The following is a 20,162-nucleotide window of genomic DNA, read 5'->3' as shown; positions in this document are numbered from 1 at the left end:
TTCCTATTGGTGACGGCGGTTGCCGTGGCGGCCTCGGGATGTCAGGTGCACCGGCGGGCAGCGCCCATTGGCATCGGGCTGCTGCGGGTCGGCGAAGTGGTGCGCGCCACCGACAGGCCAGCGCTAAGCCCCATGGTCTGGTCGCCGGACGGTGGGCAGTTTGCATACGGCAGCCGTGACGGCGTCTGGGTCCATCACGTCGGCGATGCGACAGGTAGGAAGATCGCGCCTGGCGAGGCGGTCACGATCCTGGCCTGGTCACCGGCCGATGGCACGCTGGCCTATGTTGACCGCGGTGCCCTCTGGGTCGTTCAGTCGGATGGAAGCCTCCGGCGCCGGATTCCCATCAGGGGGATTGCCGCCGGCCCAACCTGGGCGCCGGGAGGCGACCGGCTCGCCTTCGCGGTACGGACCGTGGGATCAGGCCCTGCGGAGTCGCAACTATGGATCGCCGGCCCCGGCGGCGCCGAACCCCAGCAGATCAGGTGGCAGCTGAAAGGGCGTCACATCGGGGCTCTGGGGTGGTTCCCGGACTCGTTGCATCTCTTCGTGGGGCTGACCTCACAGGATGGTGAGGCATCGGTCGAGTGGTGGCAGGTGCGCACGGCCCACTTGGATTCCCGCCGGCTCCCAGGACCACCGTTTCCCGTGGCGGAGGCAGTGCTCTCCCCTACCGGCGAGTGGGTGGCATTCGTCGCTGGTAGCCCTGGCGCGGAGCGCGCCTACGTTGTCCGCCGCGGCGGTGGCGGCCTGGCCCCGATCTCGCCTGCTGTCCGGCGCCTGTGCGGTCTGGCCTGGTCGCTGCACGGGGACAAGCTGGCGTACGGCTTGATGAGGGATGAGGCGACGGCGGAGATCTACGCAACCTCGGTCTCGCGCAGAACTCCGGCGCTGGTGGCCAGCCACCGGATCGGACTCCCCGACCCGGCCGTTGCCCTATCCTTGGCGTGGTCGCCCGATGATGCCCGGTTGGCCTTTGGCACGAATACAGGAACTCACACCGGACCGGTCTGGTTCATCCGGTTCCTGGCCCGGTAGGGATGGGCCTGACCCGCTCCGCGGGATTGACATCGCTGGCAGGCCCCAGAATAATGAGGGACGATTCCGCGTTGCTACTTGTGGATGCCATGGAGAGAGGTTCTCCCGTGGTGTTGGAGGTATCAGATGCCGATCTATGAATACCGCTGCACGCGGTGCCAGCACGATTTCGAGAGCTTCCAGCCCGTGGGCGAGGCCGCGCCCGGTTGCCCGCAGTGCGGCGGGGATTCCAGGAAGGTGTACTCTTCGGTCGGGCTGATCTTCAAGGGCAGCGGGTTTCACACCACGGACTACCGGAAGAGATCGCCATCCGGCAACGGCGACACCGCACCGAAAGACCCTGCCAGCACCTCTGGGGCCACGCCGCCATCCGCGCCGGCCGCTTCCGAGAAGTCCTAGGCAACGACCACCCCGGTTTCATACCTGTCCGGGTAGCTTCCGCGGCCATCGCCGTCCTGGCGGTGGCCGCGTTTGCCGTCCCTGTCCTTGCCGCGGCCGACCGACTGCTCACCGTCGCGAGCCTTGGCTTCAACGGTCGGGCGCGGTTGGGTGCCTGGACGCCGGTGTGGATTGATCTCACAGCCCCGCCCGGCGGGGTGGACGGAGTGCTGCAGGTGGACACTTACGGCCCCGGGGGCCAGGCCGGCACGAGCTTTGCCGTCCCGGTTCGGGCGGCCCCGGGCGCACGCCTGAGGGTGTTCGTGCCGGCGATCTTCTACGATGCGCGTGTGCCCGGTACCGTGGTGTTTCACGACCGGCTGCGGCAGGTGGCGTCGCTTGCCCTGCCGCGCCTCCGCGCCGCGGACGAGATCGTGGCGGTTCTCTCCGCCGAACCGCTGGGCATCGAGGGTGTCGTGGCGCGTCTGGCCGGCATCGGTGTCGTATACATGGAACCGGAGGCGTTGCCAGAGGTCTGGCAGGCCTATCAGGCAGTCCGGCTGCTGGTGGTTCGGGACCTGGATGAGCGCCGGATCACCGATCAGCAGCGCCGGGCGATCCTCCATTGGGTGTGGTCCGGGGGCCGGCTGCTGACAATGCCGTCGGGAGACGATGCGCGGCACCTGCGCGGCCCGACGCTGGAACCGCTGCTCGCGCGCAAGGCCGCCGGAGGCACGGGACTCGGCAGGACAGCGGTGTGGAGGCACGACGCCGCCCTGCCTGAGCACCGCGGCCGGTCCACACAGGATCGGGCATGGGAGCAGGTGCTCTCTGGCGACCTCCCGTTCCTGGCGCCGGGCCTCGAGGCCACGGTGCCACCGGATCGCGGCGTACCGCCGCGCGCGCAGGCCGCGATCGGGCTACTGGTTCTCGCATACCTGCTGACGGTGCGCAGGCTCAGCCGGTTCCTGGCCGGGCTCCGACCTGCGGGCATGATCGCAGCTGTCCTGGTGCTGGCGGTTGCCACCGGTGCGGCCGTGCGGACGGCTCAGTTCGCCCGCCGCGCTGCATCCGGCGTGGTTGCCTCCGGCGTGATCGAGGGGTTGCCGGGAACCGGCCACGGCCTGCTCGCGGTCGCCGCAAGGGGAATCCACGCGCACGGCGAGGGCGCAGCCGTGGTGACGGGACGCGACCTACTGCTGCGCCCGTCAACTCCGGCCCGGCTTCGCGTTGTGCACTCCAACGGATCCTCGATAGAGAGCACTGCCGGGGGCGTGCCCTTCACCGGCACCGCGATCGTGCCGTTGCCGATTACCGGGACCTTCGTACCGATGCCTGGTGGGGCCGAGGTCACCGTGGCCAACCGCTCAGGCCACAGGCTCGAGCCGGCCTGGGTGTACGCGGCCGGCAGGGTCCAGGCGATTCCAGCGGTGGGGCCCGCCGAGCGGATCGCGCTCGATGACGGGCAGTGGCAGGCCCCTGGAAGGATCCAGCGCGCAGATCCCAATCCCGCCCTGCTGGCTTGGGCGTTCGCGCGCCTGGGGGCCGGTGCTATACTTGGAGATGAGTCGGCCTGGTTGCTAGGTTGGACCCGTGATCCTGCGGGCGGACTCCACTGGGGCAACCGACCAGAGCGGTCGTTGCGGCTCGTACTGGTACCTCTCACAGCGCCGTGAGTAGCGGCCGAGGTGCGGCCATGCCAGGCATCAACGCCGTGGCCCGAGGGGATCTGCGAGTACGGCTGGGTACATCCCGGGGTATCTGGACGCAGACCGCGATGCTGGCGGCCTTCGGGGCTCTGGTGTTGCTGACACTGCCCGCGGAGTCCGGCGCCTTCGGGCTGCGCGACGCCGAACTCCTCTCGCTGCTGCTGACGGTCCAGATGCTGATGGTCACCTATGTGTCGTCGGCCGTCGCTTCACTGGAGCTGGCACTGGAAGGAGAGAAGGGGATACCGGACCTGGCTGTGTCCGCGTTCCCTGCGCAGGCCATAGCCGCCGGCAAGTGGCAATCCAGCGCCATCTACGCCCTCTACCTGGTCGCGATCCTGCTCCCACTTGTGGTGCTGGGCACCGCCCTGCGCGGCGGCCAGATGGCAACGGTTGCCTGGGCCGGAGTGCTGACCGTGGCCGTTGCCACTGCCGCAGGGGTCTGGGGGGCCTGGTTGGGCGGACGCTTTGTCTCGGAGTTTTCGCGCACGATCGTGCACTGGGGATCTTTGGCCGCGTTGTTCGGAGGGACGGCGGCTCTGCCCGAGCCACTGTGGGCGGCCAGCCCGGTCCGCATGGTTGACCTCGTAGTGAACAGCGGGTGGCACTGGTGGATGGGTGTTGCTGGCACGGCCTATCTGGCCATCTCGGCCCTGGGTGTCCGCTTGATCGCCGGTCAGGTGGACGCAATGCGGGCCGAGGGCCGAGGAGGGTAGGGCAAACGATGGCAGCTCCAACTGGGAACCGGGGTCAGATGGAGCGCACCGAGGTCCTCGATGCCGTTGCGGGTGCATGCTGGCGCCTGGCCGCGCACCGCGCCTGGCTGTGGAGTGGACGGGTCGCGCTGAGTTGGATCCTAGCAGTGCTGACGCTCGTGCTTGCGCGCGCCGTGATCCCGATCACCCTGCCCTACGCATTGCTCTGCGGACTGGGTCTGGCTGCCGGCGTACTCACCTTCTTGCTGCTGTTCGCCACCTGGCGCGTGCCGCCCCTCTTGGCCGCGCAGGTCCTGGACCACCGGTTCGAAGGTAGAGACCGGATGGCGACCGCTGTTGAGGTGTTGGCTGGAACGCACCCTCCCACGGCGCTGTCAACCGCTGTGGTGGCCGATGCCGCGCGCTGGGCAGCGGTCCAGGCACCCGAGGGGCGCATTGGGTGGTTGCCCGGTCGTACGATGTGGGCCGCCGTGGGGCTGGCCGCTGTTACGGTTGCGGTCGGCTGGCTCCTTACCGGGGTCTCGGTACCCGGGACGCCTGCGCGCAAGGTGGCGCAGACCATCCGTCAGGAAGGCCGCCGGATCGAGAGGGCGGCCGACGCGATGGACAGCCAGGCGCGTATTGATCGGGCCCGGGCCGCCCGACGCATGGCAGGTTCACTCCGGCGCCTGGGTGAGAACCTCCAGCGCGAGCAGCTGGACCGCTACGAGGCGCTCTCGCGCATAGAGTCGTTGGGCCGTCAGATCGAGGCCTCGCGCCGGCAGGTGCGGGCCAGCCGCGAGAAGGCAGGAGAGAAGCTGGCCATGCCCGATCCTGCCCTGCCGCAGCAGCTCCTCCGCCAGCGCGCCGCCCTGGACCGGACCATCAGGCAGTTCCGGGAGATCGCCGAGCGCTTGGCGCAGAACCCCTCCCCCGAGGAGCGCCGTTCCTTGATGCGCCAGCTCGAAGCCCTGTCTCAGGGTGGGAGCGAGGGGGAGGTCCCAACTCGCGGGCGGGAGCAGGCGGCGGCGGCCCGGCGGCAGGCGGCTGCCGGGAACACCGCAGGGGCCAGGCAGGCGCTGCGGCAGGGCGCCTTGGATATGGAGGAGCTCCGGGCGATGCTGGCCGACGAAGAGGGATTGACGCAGGCGCAGCGCGACCTGCGCAGGTCGGCGGACCGGATAGCACGAGGAGGAAGCGGCGCGCCCACACAGTCGGAGCAGCAGCCCGAGGCCGCTGTGCAGCCGGGGGGCGCGGCGCCAGGGCGGCGGCAGATCCAGCAGGGAGAGGGACCGGCCGAGCAGGAGCCGCCTCCGGGCCCCAACCAGGGGACGACCGCCGGGCAGGGCGCGGTCCAGGACAGGATGGGAGAGCGCACTCCCCGGCTGGAGGGCGAACGCCCGCAGACCCGCATCCGCGGGATGCAGGGCGAGGGCCGTGCCGCGACCTCGGACCTGCTGGGACCCGGCAGGCAAGGACAGGTGCGGGTAGCCCCGGGACGCGCGGGCGAGGCGGTGCGCGCTGAGGCCGACCGCTACATGTCGCGCATGCGCATCCCACCGGAATATCGTGAGATAGTCCGCAGGTACTTCGAGGCGCTGGCCGGGTCCCGCTAGACCGCCGCGCGAGGGCGAGGAGATGATCCGTTGATGGATGCCGCCACGTTCCGGAACACCTATGCCGCGATCCGCCGCGAGATCCAGCGGGTCATAGTCGGGCACGAGACGCTGATAGAGCACGTGCTGTACGCGATGTTCGCCAACGGCCATGTTCTGCTGGAAGGCGTCCCCGGGTTGGGCAAGACGCTGCTGGTCAAGACGCTGGCCCAGTGCCTGGACCTGCGTTATTCGCGGATACAGTTCACGCCCGACCTGATGCCCGCGGACATCATCGGCACGAACGTGGTGGTGCAGGACGCCGACGGCCGGCGCTACTTCCAGTTCCAGCGGGGGCCCATCTTCTCACAGATCGTTCTGGCCGACGAGATCAACCGCGCCACCCCCAAGACGCAGTCCGCGCTGCTGGAGGCGATGCAGGAGCGTAGCGTCACGGCGCCGGGCGGTCCATACGTGCTCGAGGAGCCGTTCCTGGTCCTGGCCACCCAGAACCCGATCGAGATGGAAGGGACCTACCCGTTGCCCGAGGCGCAGATTGACCGGTTCATGTTCAAGCTCAAGGTTGAATCCCCCACGCTGCGCGAGCTGCTGGAGATCATGGATCGGACAGCGGGCTCGACACAGCCGGTCCCGAGCGTTGTGGCAACCGGGGTTGAGATCAAGGCCATGCAGGCACTGGCACGTGAGGTGCCTGCGGCGGATCACGTCCGGCTGCTGGCCGCCAGGCTGGTGCGTGCCACCCATGCGGGCGACGAGGCGGCGGGTTCCCTAGCCCGCCGCTATGTCCGCTACGGCAGCAGTCCGAGGGGGGCGCAGGCACTGCTGCTTGCGGCCAGGGTGCGCGCCCTTGCCGAAGGCAGGTTCAACGTCAGCACGGATGACATCCAGGCCGTTGCCCCGGGCGCGTTGCGACACCGCCTCATCCTGAACTTCGAAGGCGAGGCCGAAGGGGTAGATCCTGACGAGGTGATCCGCAGCATCCTGGCCGAGGTTCCGCCGACCCCGGCTGCTTCCTGGAGTCCATGACCGGGGCGCCGCTGCTGCTCGAACCGGAGTTCCTGGCGCGGCTGGAACGCCTCACGCTGCGCTCGCGCCGGTTGAACCGGAGCGGAATCCGGGGTGAGCGCCGCAGCGCGACGATGGGCCGCGGTGTGGAGTTTGCCGACTATCGTCCATACCAGGTCGGTGATGACTTCCGGTACGTGGACTGGAACATCTACTCACGCCTGGATCGCCTCTTCGTCAAGCTCTTCAGCGAGGACGAGGATGTCAGCGTGCACCTCTTCGTGGACTCCAGCGGATCAATGGGGTGGGGATCGCCCTCCAAGTTGGACTACGCGGTCAAGACCGCGGCCGCGCTCGGCTATATCGGATTGGCCAACCTGGACCGCGTGGGTGCGGTGGCCTTCAGCGATCGCGCGGTCCGCACGCTGGCGCCGCGCCGGGGAAGGGCAGGAGTCCTTGCTCTCTTTAGGTTCCTGGCGGGCATCACTCCCTCCGGCACGAGCGATCTCGCCGCGGCGCTGGAGGAGTATGCGGTCCGCACCCGGCGGCGCGGAATCCTGGTCGTGATCTCGGACCTGATGCTCCCCGGCGGGGTGGAGGCCGGGCTGCGCCTGGCCAGATACCATCGCTTCGAGCCCTTCCTTGTTCACCTGCTCTCTGACGACGAGCTGGCCCCGGTCCTCGACGGCGACCTGCGCCTTGTGGACAGCGAGACCGGCTCCGCCGTGGATGTCACCGCGGACGCCGCGTCTGCCGCGGCCTACGCGCGCGCACGGGACCGGTACTTTGATGAGATCGAGCGGGCCGCTCTGAGGCTTGGAGTGGAGTACCTGCGCGCTTCCACCTCGATCCCGTTCCAGGACCTGGTGCTCCGGTACCTGCGGCGGGGAGGGCTCATCGCCTGATGGTCCTCGGCGCGCCCGCAGCGCTCTGGTGGCTGGCCCTTGTTCCCCTGGTGATCCTGCTCTATATGCTGCGGGCGCGCCGGGAGCCCCGCGTGGTCTCCAGCACGCTGCTCTGGGAGCGGGCAGCGCGCGATCTCGTGGCCCGGATGCCGGTGCGCCGGTTCGAGCGCAATCTGCTCCTGCTGCTTCAGGTGATGGCGATTGCCCTCCTGTCGCTGGCGCTTGCCCGGCCCTCCATCTCGCTTCCAGGCCTTGCCGGCGACGGGGTGATCATGGTGGTGGACACCAGCGCCAGCATGCAGGCGACGGATGTCCGGCCCAGCCGCCTGGCCGCAGCGCAGCAGGAGGCCCGGGCGTTGCTGGCCGGGCTCTCTCCGCGCCAGCCCGTTGCGCTGCTCGCCGCGGGCGCCCGCCCTGTGATGCTCGTTGATTTCACAACCGATCGCGCCGTGCTGGGGAGGGCGCTTGGCGGCCTGCGGGCATCCGATGCCGGTGACTCGGTCGCCGAGGCGCTGGCGCTGGCCGGCAGCCTGCGTGCGCACGGACGGCCCGCAGAGGTGCACCTCTTTGGCGACCAGCCCCCGGCGGACCCGCGCGTGCGCTGGCACAGGGTCGGAGATGGGGCGCCCAACGCGGCCGTGACCGCGGTGCACGCGCGCACCGACGCCCTGGGCAACACGCGTCTGCTGGTAAGGGTTGAGGCCTTCGGCGGGAGTTTCCCTGATCGGGCGCTCGTGGTTACGGCAGGTGGGCAGACCATCGCCCGCCGTAACCTCGACCTCGTTCCCGGGACCCCCAGAACCGCTGTCTTCGACCTGGGCGCGACGAGCGGGGAGGTGGCGGCCTCGCTGGAGGGCCACGACGCGCTGGCCGCGGACGACCGGGCCGTGGCCGCGGCCGGCCGGGAATGGTTGCCGCGTGTGCTCGTGGCGGGCGAGGACAACCCGGTGCTGGATGCGGCACTGCGGGCTGTGCCCCTCGCAGGGTTCTCGCGCACCGACAAGATTGCGCCTTCGGAATGGGGAGGGGCCGATGTTGTGGTGCTCGACAGGGTGCCGCCGACCGAACTGGCTCCGGGCGCCTATCTGTTGATAGGTACCGTAGGTTCCAACCTGCCGGTGCGCGTCGAGGGTGACGCCGCCGAGCAGGTAGTCCGCACGGTATCTGCCACCCATAGGGTCATGCGTATGGCTGATTTGCGCGGCGTCCGTGTGGGTGAAGCCATTGCACTCCGGCCCCAAGCCGGCACCGTGTTGGCCGAGGGCGACGTACCGCTGGTGTGGGCCTACGAGGGGCGTGGCATCCGGGCCGTGGTGCTGCCGTTCTCGCTGGCAGCGAGCGATCTTCCACATAGCGCGGCTTTTCCGGTACTGATTGCCAATGCGCTGGACTGGCTTGCGGGCGGCGGCTCGGCGCTGGCGCCGGGCAGCGCACCGGTAGTGCTGGCCGGCCCCTGGCGTCAGGCCTGGCTGCACGATCCCGCGGGTAGTACCCGGCAGGTACTCGCCCGGGACGGCACTTTTCTGCTGCCGCCGTTCGAGCGCGTGGGTGCCTACCGGCTCCGAACCGACGGATGGGAACGGCGCTGGGTAGTGCCCGCCGTGGATCGGCGTGAGTCGGAACTCCAGGTCGCGCCTTCCCCTATCAGCACTACCGCGCCGCCCGTCCGGCTTCCGGCACATGTCCCGTTGGCGCGCTGGCTGCTTGGGCTCGCGTCGGTCCTGATCGCGGTGGAGTGGTGGCTGTGGACCCGCAGTCTGCTGCCGCGGCCGCGCAGGAGGAAGAACCTCGCGGCCCTGCGGATGTGTGTGATCACGCTTCTGGTGCTGGGCCTCGCCGGGGTTGAGATCGCATCCGCGGTGGGAGATCTGACCGTGATCCTAACCGCCGATCGCTCCGACAGCATCGGTCCGGCGGGCGCGCGGCGGATGCGTGCGTTCCTGGACGAGGCGCGGTCCCGGGCCGGTCCTGGCATGCGCGTTGGACTGGTGACATTTGGATACAATTCCGAACTGGAGGAGGCGCCCTCCGAGCATCCCAGACTGGCAATGGCATCGCGGCCGCGAACCGATGGCACCAACATAGCCGCGGCCATCCAGCGCGCCATCCCGGCCTTCCCCGCAGGTGCCGCGCGCCGGCTCGTGTTGCTGACCGACGGCCAGGCCACGGCCGGAGATCTTGCGCCGGCTCTCGCGGAGGTTCGGGCCCGCGGTATTGAACTGGTCGTGGCACCGATGGCGTCTGATCCTGCTCCGGACGTGCTGGTCGAAGAGGTTACGGTGCCGCCCCTGGTATCGGTGGGTGAGCGGGCACCAGTCACAGTAGCCCTGCGCGCATCCGCGCCGGCCGAGGCCGAGTTGCGCGTTCGGGCCAATGGGGTCCTGCTGCTCGCGCGGGACCTGAACCTGCGTGCGGGCCGGACCGGTGTGGACCTGGAGGTGTTGGCTGCGCAGCCCGGGCTGCTCCGCATAGACGCGACGATCGAGGCATCCCCGGACGCCGAGCCAGGAAACAACCGGGCGTTCGCGCTCGGGCTCATCTCTGGAGGGCCGTCGGTCGTCTATACGAGCGAGCGCGCGGGCCCGCTGGCATCCCTGCTGGAGTCGCAGCGGCTCTCCGTGCGCAGGATCTCGCCTGCCCAGCTTCCAGGATCAGCAGCAGGGTACCACGGAACCGCGGCCGTTGTGCTCGACGATGTGCCGGCATACCTGCTCTCTCCAGGGCAGATGGCCGCGCTGCGCGACTACGTCCGGATCGGCGGCGGCGGGCTGGTGGCAGTGGGCGGCACCCAGAGCTTCGGCATCGGCGGGTACGCCGGGACCCCGCTGGAGGAGGCGCTTCCCGTCAGCATGGACGTGCGGCACCGGCTGGCGATACCGACGATGGCCGTGATCCTGGTGCTCGATGCCTCCGGGAGCATGGGTGGTTTCGGCAACGAACTGGCCAAGGTGGAGCTGGCCAAGGAAACCGCTCAATCTGTGGTAGACCTGCTGGGAGAGCGCGACGTGGTTGGTGTCCTGGCCTTTGATCAGGCGCCCCGCTGGCTCGTGCAACCCACGGCCGCATCGCAGCGCGCACGCATCCTGGAAGAGGTGAGCCGTATCCGCGCCGGAGGCGGCACGAACCTGCATCCGGCGCTGGTGGCGGCACGCGAGGCGCTGCGAGGTGTAGAAGCCAGGGTCAAGCACATCATAGTGCTGTCGGACGGGCAGACCGATCCCGGCGACTTCCGCGGTCTTGCCACCGCGCTGGCCTCCGAACGGATCACCGTGAGCACGGTCGCCATAGGCCGTGACGCCGACGTCGAGATCATGCGCAGCATCGCGGGATGGGGCCGCGGCCGGGCGTACGTTGCCCAAGATGCCTACAGCATCCCCAGGATCCTCGCGGCAGAGGCGCTCCTGGCAACACGGACGTATGTGGTGGGGGAACGGTTCACCCCGCGCGTCGCCGGCACCTCGGCGATGGTTGCGGAGCTGGGACCGGTGCCCCCGCTGCTGGGCTACCTCGCGTCGGTGCCCAAGCCGTCCGCGGAGGTGATCCTGACCTCCCCTCACGACGATCCGATCCTGGCGGCATGGAACTACGGCGCCGGACGGGCAGTGGCGATTACGACCGACGCGCGGTTCCGGTGGACCGCTCCCTGGAGCGGTTGGAGCGGCGCGGCGCGGTTCTGGTCCCAGCCCGTGCGTTGGGCGATGAGCCGCCAGACCGGATCGCTGGACGTCCACGCCGAGACGGTCGGCGAGCGCGTGCGCATCGTGCTCGACGCGCGTGCCACCGACGGCTCTCCCTACATGGGCTGGGAGGCCGCCGTGACCCTTGTCGGCGACGGTGGCGACGCCGGAACAGCGCCCATGCTCCAGACCCGGCCGGGTTGGTACGAGGCCGACCTTCCGCTTCCGCCGCCCGGGGGGTATCTCGTCAGGGTGGCCGCGTCCGAGGGCGGCCGCCAGACGGGCCGGTTTGCGCTCCCGATGGCTGTACCGTACTCGCCGGAGCTCCGGCAGGTTGGGCTGAACCGAGCGGTGATCGCGCAAATGGTCGAGGCGGCAGGCGCGCGCGTCGTGGCAACGCCTGCCGAGGCCCTGGCCCCCCCGCTTTCTCCCGAGCGCAGGTCACGGCCGCTGTGGCCCCTCTTCGGTGCCATGGCTATGGTGGGGTTCGCGGCCGAGATCGCGCTCCGCCGCCTGCCGGCGATCGAGCAGGGCCTGGCGCGCGCGGCGGCGATGGCTGCGGCCGTTGTAAGCAAAGCGCCGGTCCCCGACGACGCCGAGTACGCCGCCGCCGATCGGTGGCGCATCGAGGATGAAGCCGAGGCAGCGGCCCGCGCCGCCTCCATGGAAACGGCGGCCCGCCTCTACATTGCGCGGCTGCGCCGCCAGCGCACCCAGTGGCAGGAGCCCGGGGAGGACCAGCCCCCGGAAGGAAGGCCGTTCGGTCGTTGATGACAGCATTTCCGGAGATGCATCCTGTGCGCCGGCGCCTGCCCGGCGCACGGATTCCCGATGTCGAGGAGGCGACCCTTCAGGCACTGGCGCGCCTGGAGATGGCTCCGCGGATCAGGGGGAAGCGCATCGCGCTCACCGCGGGCAGCCGGGGGATCGCCCAGATCGCGGTTGTGCTGCGGGCCGCGGTGGACTACCTGCGTTGCTGCGGGGCCGATCCGCTGGTCGTGGCCGCCATGGGCAGCCACGGCGGCGGTACGAGCGAGGGGCAGCGGCGGTTGCTCGCGCATCTTGGCATTACCCAGGAGACCGTGGGCGCAACGATCTCCACGCGCATGGAGACCGTTGTCATCGGGCACACGCCGGACGGCCTGGCCGTCTTCTGCGACCGCGCCGCCGCCGGCTGCGATGGGATACTGGTGATCAACCGCATCAAGCCCCACACGATCTTCTTCGAGCCGTTTGGCAGCGGCCTCATGAAGATGCTCGGGGTCGGCCTCGGCAAGGTGGAAGGGGCAGAGCAGATCCACCGGCAGGGGCTGACCGCACTGCCGGAAGCGATCCGCGCAATGGCACAGGTCTACCTTGATCGCGGCATGGTCGTGGGAGGGCTGGCCGTCGTTGAGAATGCGCGCGACGAGCCCGCGATAGTCGAGGCGCTCTCACCGCACGAACTGGTGGAGGGAGAGGTTGCGCTCTTTGCCAGGGCGCGCGAGATGATGCCACGCCTGCCCGTGGACAACCTGGATGTCCTCGTGGTGGACCAGGTCGGCAAGAACTTCTCCGGCACCGGGATGGACCCCAACATCATCGGGCGGATGCGCATCCCCGGATTCCCAGAGCCCGCTTCTCCCCGGATCGGCCGCATCGTGGCCCTGCGCCTCTCGCCCGAGTCCGAGGGCAATGCCAACGGCATCGGTCTTGCCGACCTCACAACGCAGCGTCTGGTGAATGCCATAGACCGGGAGATCACGAACCTGAACGCCATTACGAGCACGTTCATAACCAGATCGTTCATTCCCATCACCCTCTCATGCGACCGCGACGCGATAGCAGCCGCGTTCAAGACGCTGGGCATCGTTGAACCTCGGGGGGCCAGGGTGGTGCGCATTCCGAACACCCTACACCTGGAGCGCCTGTTGGTATCCCGGGTCGTGTCCGAGGAGATGCGGGGCCAGGAAGGGGTCGAGATCGGCGAGAGCCGGGAGTGGCCGTTCGGCCCGGACGGGTGGCTGACCGACCTGTGATGGGCGCGCCTGAGGCGGCCTCGATGGTCAGGGCGGCCGGAGGAGCAATCGTCTTCACCGGCGCCGGCATGAGCACCGAGTCGGGCCTTCCCGACTTCCGGTCGGAGTCCGGCCTGTGGGCAGGAGTGGACCCCATCGCGGTTGCGTCACGCCGTACGCTCGAGCGTCGCCCTGAGATCTTCTACACCTTCTACCGCGAGCGGCTCAGTTCACTGGCCGGCGCGGCTCCCAACGCCGGGCACCGTGCTCTTGCGGCGATGGAGCGCGCAGGATGGGTGAAGGCCGTGGTCACGCAGAATGTGGACGGCCTCCACCAGGCAGCAGGATCCTGCCGCGTCATCGAACTGCACGGCAACCTGCGGGAGTCGGTGTGCATCGGGTGTGGAGACCTGGGGCACGCCGCGCAACTGCGCGCCGCCCTGGAGGCCGGCAGCCTTCCGCGCTGCACGTCTTGCGGCGGGCTCCTGAAGCCCAACGTGGTCCTCTTCGACGAACTTCTTCCAGAGGAAGCGTGGCAGGCCGCGGTGCGGGCGGCCCGTGCCAGCCGCCTGATGCTCGTTGTGGGCTCATCGCTTCAGGTTACGCCTGCGGCCTACCTGCCCCTGGAAGTGCTGGAGGGCGGCGGCAGGCTCATCATCGTCAACCACGAGCCGACGCCGTACGACGACCGGGCCGCGATCACGATCCGGGCGAGCGCAGGGGGCGTGCTTGCGGAGATCGCGGCCCTGCTCGGGCAGGATGGGGCTGCAGGAGCAGAGAAATAGTACCCACGCAGAGCCAACCCTCTAAGGTTGACGGCCCGGCGGCGCCGGGCCGATCTTTGTGCGGGCGCGACTTGTGCAGGAGGAGGCGTGAGGCCGCATGAACGAGGCAGAGATCGGCGTCATCGGTGGCTCAGGATTCTACTCGCTTCTTGAGGGCGCGCGGGAGGTAGAGGTCGAGACCCCGTACGGGCAGCCCAGCGACCTGGTCACCCTGGGTGAGGTCGCGGGCCGAAAGGTGGCGTTCCTTCCCAGGCACGGCCGGCGACACCAGTTTCCGCCGCATGCCATCAACTACCGTGCGAACATCGCGGCAATGAAGCAGCTTGGGGTGACCCGCGTCATTGGACCGGCGGCCGCGGGCAGCCTGCAGGCCCATGTCCGTCCGGGCGAGTTCGTCATCTGCGATCAACTCGTGGACCGAACCAGCGGCAGGCGCGATACCTTCTTTGACGGGCCGGAGACCGTGCACGTCAGCCTGGCCGATCCCTACTGCCCGCAGCTCCGGAGCGTGGCGCATGAGGTGTCCAACTGGTTGGGCCTCCCCGCGCACCCGGCGGGCACCGTGGTCGTCATACAGGGCCCCAGGTTCTCGACCAGGGCAGAAAGCCGCTGGTTCCGCGCGGCCGGCTGGGAGGTCATCAACATGACCCAGTATCCAGAGGCCCTCCTGGCCCGGGAGGCCGAACTCTGCTACCTGAACATCTCGTTGATAACCGACTATGATGTGGGCGTGGAGGGCGACCCGCAGGCCTCACCCGTCAGCGCGGAAGAGGTGCTCCGCAGCTTTCAGGCCAACCTTCCCCGGCTGCGGGATCTGATACTGGGCGTGGTGGCCGCGGTGCCTGGCGAGCGGACGTGCCGCTGTGGGTCAGCGCTGGTCGGTGCCGGATCGTAGCCGGCCGCAGCAGAATACGCGTCGGAGGGGGATGGATGAACAAAGTGCGCTCTGAGAGCGATCAATCGGGAAGGCGGCTGGGCCTGGCAGTGTTCCTGTTGGGGATCCTTTTTCTGGTGATTGTCTTCACGCTGGCCTACCGGGACCTCACAGGGGCCGGCGTCATCGGGCAACTCACGGGCCCTGCCCCTGCGGTGGACGCGGGCGAGGCGCTGCGGACTCTGGCTTTGAAGGGAGTGTTGCTGTTCCTGATGGCTTATGTCGGATCGGCCGTGGCCGGCCGCGGCATAGGCCTGTACTCCGCGTCCAGGGCTCCCCATGAGCAGTAGCGCCCTGCCGCGGCTGGAGGGTCGCACGGCGCGCGCCATAGACCTGCGCAGCGATACCGTGACACATCCCACCGAGGCGATGAGAGAGGCAATGGCGCGCGCCGAGGTCGGCGACGACGTCTACCGTGAAGACCCCACGATCAACGCGCTGGAGACCCTGGCCGCAGAGCGCGCGGGCAAGGCCGCTGCCATCTTCGTTCCCAGCGGTACCATGGCCAACCTGCTGGCGGTCATGGCCCACACCCAGAAGGGCGACGAGGTAATCGCCGACTCCGAGGCCCACATTCTGCACTACGAGGGTGGGGCGCTAGCCACCCTTGCCGGAACCATGCCGCGAGCCCTGCCGACCGAGTGGGGGTGCATCACCGGCGAGCAGCTCGAGGCAGCGCTACGGCCGCCGAACGTGCACTATCCTCCAACGCGGCTGGTCTGCCTGGAGAACACCCACAACCGGCATGGGGGAACGGTGATTCCTCTTCGGCAGATCGAGGATCTGGCCACGACCGCCCACAGGCACGGAATACCCGTGCACATGGATGGGGCGCGGCTGTTCAACGCCGCCGTGGCGCTGGGCGTGCCGGCGGCGGCGCTGTCGGCGCCGGTTGACTCGGTGGCGTTCTGCCTGTCGAAGGGGCTCTCTGCGCCGGTGGGATCGCTGCTCTGCGGCGAGTCCGGGTTCGTGGACCGCGCAAGGCGCTTCCGCAAGATGCTCGGGGGCGGGATGCGTCAGGCCGGAGTGCTGGCCGCAGCCGGGATCGTGGCCCTGGAGCAGATGGTGGACCGTCTCGCCGACGACCACCGGACTGCGCGCACGCTGGCCGCATCTCTTGCCGGCATTCCTGGGCTGCAGATTGATCTGGCCCGCGTGCAGACCAACATCGTTCGGGTAGATCTCGTCGGCCACGAGGCCGGCGCGGTCACGGAGCGTCTGCGGGAACACGGCGTCTGGGCTGGCGCCTCGGGTCCGCGCCGGATCCGGCTTGTGACGAACCGGCATATCGTGCCCGATGACGTGCCGGTCGTGGCCAGGGCGTTCCAGGCGGTGCTGGCCGGCTAGAACCTCTTGAACATCCCAAGCCCGAAGGTCGGCTGGGAGAACACGCCCTGAGCCCGCAGGGTGATGCCGTAATCCGGCCGGAGGTAGTAGCGGGCATACAGGTTCAGGCTGATGTTGTTGATGTTGTACAGGTCCACGGCGTACGAGATGCTGGGCGACGCTTTGTAATCCAGGCCGACACCCAGGTGTGAGTCTATCAGCCCGTAGCGGAACAACATCCGCTCGTCCAGCCTGCTGCCCGCCTGCAGTCCGATGCGGTTCGCCCCTCCGACCTCTCGCCACGTGAACAGGTAGGTGCGCGGCGCGTCCGGCAGCAAAGTGAAGCTCACGTCGTGTCCCAGGCGCGTTCCGTCGTGCCAGAAGGCGTATTCGAGCCGGTAGGCGCTGCGGAAGTCCGGGAGTTCCAGCCGTTCGGGCAGGATCCGCCCGACCCGCTCGACCACGCGGTCGGCGCGGCCGATCACGGCACGGGCCTCGCCCACGGCCAGCTTGGCATCGGTGATCGCGGTCCGAGCCTCGGCCAGCGAGGACCGCACTGCGCGGACCTCCTGTTCGTTGACCACGCCGGAGAGATCACCCACCATCTTCTCGATCCCCTGGGTTGCCTTCTGGATCGAGGCCACGGCCGCCCGAACCTGTTCTGCCGTCCGACCGTCCGCCGCCACCTGCCTGACCAGCGTCCGCACCTCTCCGGCTGCCCCTGCCAGCTCCTCTGCCATGCCGCGCAACTGCCTGGCTATCTCCGGGACCTCGCCGGTCACAGTGCGGTCGAGCGTCCGCGTCGTGCGCTCCACGTGGTCGGCCGCGCGTGCCATCCGGGCCGATGCCTCGCGCGCGTTGAGCACGGTCTCGCGCAGGCCTTCGGCAAGGTTCGGATCGCCTATGACCCGGTTGACGCTCGACAGCGCCTCCTCTGCGCGCCTGGCCACCGAAACCACGCGCTCGAGCAGCTCGTCGGTCGTCAGGGGCTCGGTGCCCACCACCACCGACCCTGGTGCAAGGGCCGGAGCGCCGGGCGGGCCCGGGATGATCGTTACCATACGGTCACCCAGCAACCCTGAGGAGGTGATAGAGAAGCGTGAGCCCTCCGGGATGGAAACCCCGTGTCGCACGCTGAGAACGACATCCGCCTTCTTCTCCGGCGTGAGGCCGAGTCGCTTCACGCGGCCGACATCGATCCCTGCCATGTGCACCGGAGCCCCCAGGGTCAGACCGCCGGCGTTGGCCACCCGGAGGTGCAGGGTGTAGTCGGGATCGCGGAATGCGAACCCTCCGCGCAGCAAAGCGATGGATCCAACCAGCGCGACGACCCCCAGCAGCGTGACGATCCCCACCTTGGTTTCCATGCTCATGAAGCCCTCACCTCGATCGCACGGGTGTCCAGGAACCGCCGGACGAACGGGTCCGTGGATGCCAGGATCTCGTCTGGCGTGCCGGCGGCGGTCAGGCGGCCGGAGTCCATGACCGCCAGCCGGTCGGCCAGGTGAAAGGCGCTGTCCAAGCTGTGGGTGACGACCACCGAGCTCACCCCCAACTCCGCCCGCAGCCGCAGGATGAGGCCGTCCACGGTGTGCGCGGTCAGCGGGTCGAGCCCGCTGGTAGGTTCATCATACAGGATGAGAGGAGGGTCGAGCGCCAGGGCGCGGGCGATGCCGACGCGCTTGCGCATGCCCCCTGAGAGCGCCGCCGGCACGAGGTCCTCGGTGCCGTCCATCTCCACGAGCGCCAGCAGATCGCGTACGCGCCCGGCGACCTCCCTCTCGGTCATGTGGCGGTGTCTGCGCAGGGGGAACGCCACGTTCTGCGCCACGGTGAGCGAGTCAAACAGGGCCGCCGACTGAAAGACGACGCCGATCCGGATCCGCAGCGCGTCGAGCTCGTGGTCCGACATGGCGTGCACCGGCTGTCCGAAAACCAGGACCTCGCCCCGATCGGGTTTGACTAGCCCCACGAGGTGTTTGAGCAGGACGCTCTTCCCGCAACCGCTGGGGCCCATGATTACCTGGATCTCGCCGCGGCGGACCTCTATGGAAATGCCGGCCAGCGCCGCGGTCGGGCCGAACGACTTCCAGAGATCCGACACGGCGATGACCGCATCGCCCGGCGTGCCCGGCGGATGAGGTTCGATCGCCTTCTCCTCGCCCATTCCCCTTCCCATCGTCTTACGCGGCCACCTGGTCTAGAAGAATATTAGGTCCAGGAAGTAGTTGAACACCAGGATCAGCACAATCGCTGCAACCACAGCGCCGGTCGTAGCGCGTCCCACGCCGTCCGCCCCACCGGTGGCGTGCAGCCCCCGGTAGCAGCCCACCGAGGCGATGATGAGCCCAAAGAACACCGCTTTGATCAGGCCGACCACGAGGTCATACGGCCAGAGAAACCGTTGGAGCGACGATATGAAGGCGCCGCTGCTGATACCGGCGGCGGTAGCCACGGTGTATCCGCCGACCCCTCCTACGACGTTTGCGAAGACGGTCAGGATCGGCAGCGCCATGGCCGCCGCAGCCAGCCGCGGGACCACAAGGTAGCGTACCGGATCGGTGGCCAGCACGCGCAGGGCATCAATCTGTTCGGTCACGGCCATCGTGCCGATCTCCGCGGCTATCCCAGCGCCCACCCGGCCGGCCGCGGTGATCGCGGTGAAGACCGGTGCGGCCTCACGGGCCAGAGATAGGCCCACGAGACCGCCGACGAAGCCTTGACCGCCGAAATCCGCCAGCTGCCGCGCTGTCTGAAAGGCCACGACCATGCCCGAGAAGGCGCCGGTGATCAGGACGACCGGCACGGACTCGACGCCGATGCGGTTGATCTGGGCCACCGTCTCGCGGACCTCCAGCCGGCCGCGGAGTACCCAGCGGAGCGCCGCGGCCAGCATCAGGGCGGCCCTGCCGAGTTCGGACAAACCGTGGAGGACCGCGCTCCCGAGCGCGGCGACCGGCGGTTGCGAGTCACGGATCCCCCTGGGGCTTCCCTGCATACTCCTACTTCGTTCGTTGTCCTGGCGCGCGTTTCCCCTGCGCGGGCGCGCGCTTCCCTGGGTACGCACTGCCCTGGCTGTTTGAGTAAAGTCCAGGGTAGCAGTTGAGGGTGTACTGAGCCTGGAAGCAGAAAGACCTCACGACTTCTCTAGGCGGAGAAAGGGGTGAGGTCTTTCCGTGGTGCAGTGGAGCATCTCCAGCATCCTACAGAGGGAGCCAGACTTCAAGACCCTGGAGGCAGAGATCTGGGAGGCGACGGCCGCGGCGGGTCGGGCGGAGTTGACGGCGGTGCTGGAGGCGCTGGACGCGGCGTTGATGGCGCGGCGCCCGGCGGGGCTGCGGCACTGCGGGTGGAAGCGGCGGATAGTTGAGGGGCTGATCGGGCGGGTAGAGATCCGGCGGCGGAGGTATCGGGAGGAGCTGGCGACAGGGGAACGGCGGTGGCGGGACCTGCTGGATGAGGCGGTGGGGCTGCCGCCGGAGGTGACGGTGAGTCCGGGGCTGCGGGACCGGGGGTGGGAGCGGCGGCATCCGGGGAGTGCGGAGTATCGGCTGGCGAGGAAGCACGTGTATGGGGCGGTGGCAGGGGCCGAGGCATTCTGGCGGGGGGCGGTGCTGAGCCTGCACGGGTACTGTGCGCTGGAGCAGGTCCGGTGGGCGGTGCTGAACGGGGATGGGGCGGGGTGGATCCGGCAGGGGATCGAGTATCTTCCGAACTGTGAGTTCCGGCTGGACCGGTGGCATCTGTGGCAGGCGGTGAAGACGGGCTTGAGTGAGCAGCCGGTGGCGCAGCGCCAAGTGCACGGGGTTATCCAGGGGGGCGGGGAGTGGGCTACGGGAGTACCGCCGCCGGGCGCTGCCGGTGGTGGTGCAGGCGAGCTGGCTCCTTCAGCGTGATGCCAGACGCACTCCGATGATCACCAAGGGAGGCTAGCAAGTCGAACACCAACATCATAGGCCAAGGGAAGCGCAACCCTGGGCTTGACAGTCTCGACTCGATTTCGTGCGATTGACGGCCTGATACCCCCGTGCTATACTCCGCACGATCTGACAGCCGAAAGTAGAAGCCATCCGCTTCTCACCCGGGCGCTCGAGAGA

17 protein-coding genes are annotated in these 20,162 nt (G+C 68.9%); 14 read left to right on the top strand and 3 right to left on the bottom strand.

All coding sequences use genetic code 11. The annotated features are described in order from the left end of the window. Nucleotides 1-9: 9 nt before the first annotated feature. From FJX73_01400 to ltaE, 13 genes are all read left to right on the top strand, one after another. Nucleotides 10-1,038: a hypothetical protein gene (locus FJX73_01400; GenBank protein ID MBM3469439.1), complete on the top strand. Its 1,029-nt coding sequence runs from the start codon at nt 10-12 to the stop codon at nt 1,036-1,038. Between the two features lie 126 nt (nt 1,039-1,164). Next, nucleotides 1,165-1,437, top strand: a complete 273-nt coding sequence (locus tag FJX73_01395) for a zinc ribbon domain-containing protein (protein ID MBM3469438.1) — start codon at nt 1,165-1,167, stop codon at nt 1,435-1,437. Nucleotides 1,438-1,499: 62 nt separating this feature from the next. Continuing rightward, a complete protein-coding gene (locus FJX73_01390) occupies nt 1,500-3,092 on the top strand; it encodes a hypothetical protein (GenBank protein MBM3469437.1) in 1,593 nt (530 codons plus the stop codon). A 20-nt stretch (nt 3,093-3,112) separates the two neighbouring features. Continuing rightward, a complete protein-coding gene (locus FJX73_01385; GenBank protein ID MBM3469436.1) occupies nt 3,113-3,841 on the top strand; it encodes a hypothetical protein in 729 nt (242 codons plus the stop codon). A gap of 8 nt (nt 3,842-3,849) precedes the next feature. Further along, entirely contained in the window at nt 3,850-5,436 is a 1,587-nt protein-coding gene (locus FJX73_01380) for a hypothetical protein (GenBank protein MBM3469435.1), read from the top strand. A gap of 33 nt (nt 5,437-5,469) precedes the next feature. Beyond that, entirely contained in the window at nt 5,470-6,462 is a 993-nt protein-coding gene (locus FJX73_01375) for a MoxR family ATPase (protein ID MBM3469434.1), read from the top strand. Then, on the top strand, nt 6,459-7,346 hold the full coding sequence (locus tag FJX73_01370; protein ID MBM3469433.1) for a DUF58 domain-containing protein: 888 nt from the start codon (nt 6,459-6,461) through the stop codon (nt 7,344-7,346). The genes FJX73_01375 and FJX73_01370 overlap by 4 nt, the downstream gene beginning before the upstream one ends. Continuing rightward, nucleotides 7,346-11,794, top strand: coding sequence for a VWA domain-containing protein (locus FJX73_01365; protein ID MBM3469432.1), 4,449 nt, complete (start codon nt 7,346-7,348; stop codon nt 11,792-11,794). The genes FJX73_01370 and FJX73_01365 overlap by 1 nt, the downstream gene beginning before the upstream one ends. After that, on the top strand, nt 11,794-13,041 hold the full coding sequence (locus FJX73_01360) for a DUF2088 domain-containing protein (GenBank protein MBM3469431.1): 1,248 nt from the start codon (nt 11,794-11,796) through the stop codon (nt 13,039-13,041). The genes FJX73_01365 and FJX73_01360 overlap by 1 nt, the downstream gene beginning before the upstream one ends. Beyond that, nucleotides 13,041-13,805 (top strand): NAD-dependent deacylase, encoded by a 765-nt coding sequence (locus FJX73_01355; protein ID MBM3469430.1) that lies wholly within the window; start codon nt 13,041-13,043, stop codon nt 13,803-13,805. Before FJX73_01360 ends, FJX73_01355 begins: the two co-directional genes overlap by 1 nt. A 97-nt stretch (nt 13,806-13,902) precedes the next feature. Then, entirely contained in the window at nt 13,903-14,700 is a 798-nt protein-coding gene (locus FJX73_01350; GenBank protein MBM3469429.1) for an S-methyl-5'-thioadenosine phosphorylase, read from the top strand. Nucleotides 14,701-14,735: 35 nt separating this feature from the next. Next, the gene (locus FJX73_01345; protein ID MBM3469428.1) at nt 14,736-15,029 is read left to right on the top strand and encodes a hypothetical protein; all 294 of its coding nucleotides are present in this window, start codon (nt 14,736-14,738) and stop codon (nt 15,027-15,029) included. Continuing rightward, nucleotides 15,019-16,086: a low-specificity L-threonine aldolase gene (gene ltaE, locus FJX73_01340; GenBank protein ID MBM3469427.1), complete on the top strand. Its 1,068-nt coding sequence runs from the start codon at nt 15,019-15,021 to the stop codon at nt 16,084-16,086. The genes FJX73_01345 and ltaE overlap by 11 nt, the downstream gene beginning before the upstream one ends. Here ltaE and FJX73_01335 read toward each other — a convergent pair. The 3 genes from FJX73_01335 to FJX73_01325 are packed head-to-tail and all read right to left on the bottom strand — an operon-like array spanning nt 16,083 to nt 19,063. Further along, nucleotides 16,083-17,438, bottom strand: a complete 1,356-nt coding sequence (locus tag FJX73_01335) for an MCE family protein (GenBank protein MBM3469426.1) — start codon at nt 17,436-17,438, stop codon at nt 16,083-16,085. The genes ltaE and FJX73_01335 overlap by 4 nt on opposite strands. Continuing rightward, nucleotides 17,435-18,232, bottom strand: a complete 798-nt coding sequence (locus FJX73_01330; GenBank protein ID MBM3469425.1) for an ABC transporter ATP-binding protein — start codon at nt 18,230-18,232, stop codon at nt 17,435-17,437. Before FJX73_01330 ends, FJX73_01335 begins: the two co-directional genes overlap by 4 nt. A 33-nt stretch (nt 18,233-18,265) precedes the next feature. Beyond that, entirely contained in the window at nt 18,266-19,063 is a 798-nt protein-coding gene (locus tag FJX73_01325) for an ABC transporter permease (GenBank protein ID MBM3469424.1), read from the bottom strand. A gap of 181 nt (nt 19,064-19,244) precedes the next feature. Here FJX73_01325 and FJX73_01320 point away from each other — a divergent pair, with 181 nt between their 5' ends. After that, nucleotides 19,245-19,961 carry a hypothetical protein gene (locus tag FJX73_01320; GenBank protein MBM3469423.1) on the top strand — a complete coding sequence of 239 codons (717 nt, stop codon included), beginning with the start codon at nt 19,245-19,247 and terminating at the stop codon, nt 19,959-19,961. Nucleotides 19,962-20,162 lie beyond the last annotated feature (201 nt).

It is taken from the genome of Armatimonadota bacterium (genome assembly GCA_016869025.1).
In the GTDB taxonomy this organism is placed as follows: Bacteria; Sysuimicrobiota; Sysuimicrobiia; order Sysuimicrobiales; family Humicultoraceae; genus VGFA01.
This window is presented reverse-complemented; position numbering and strand designations above follow the sequence as displayed.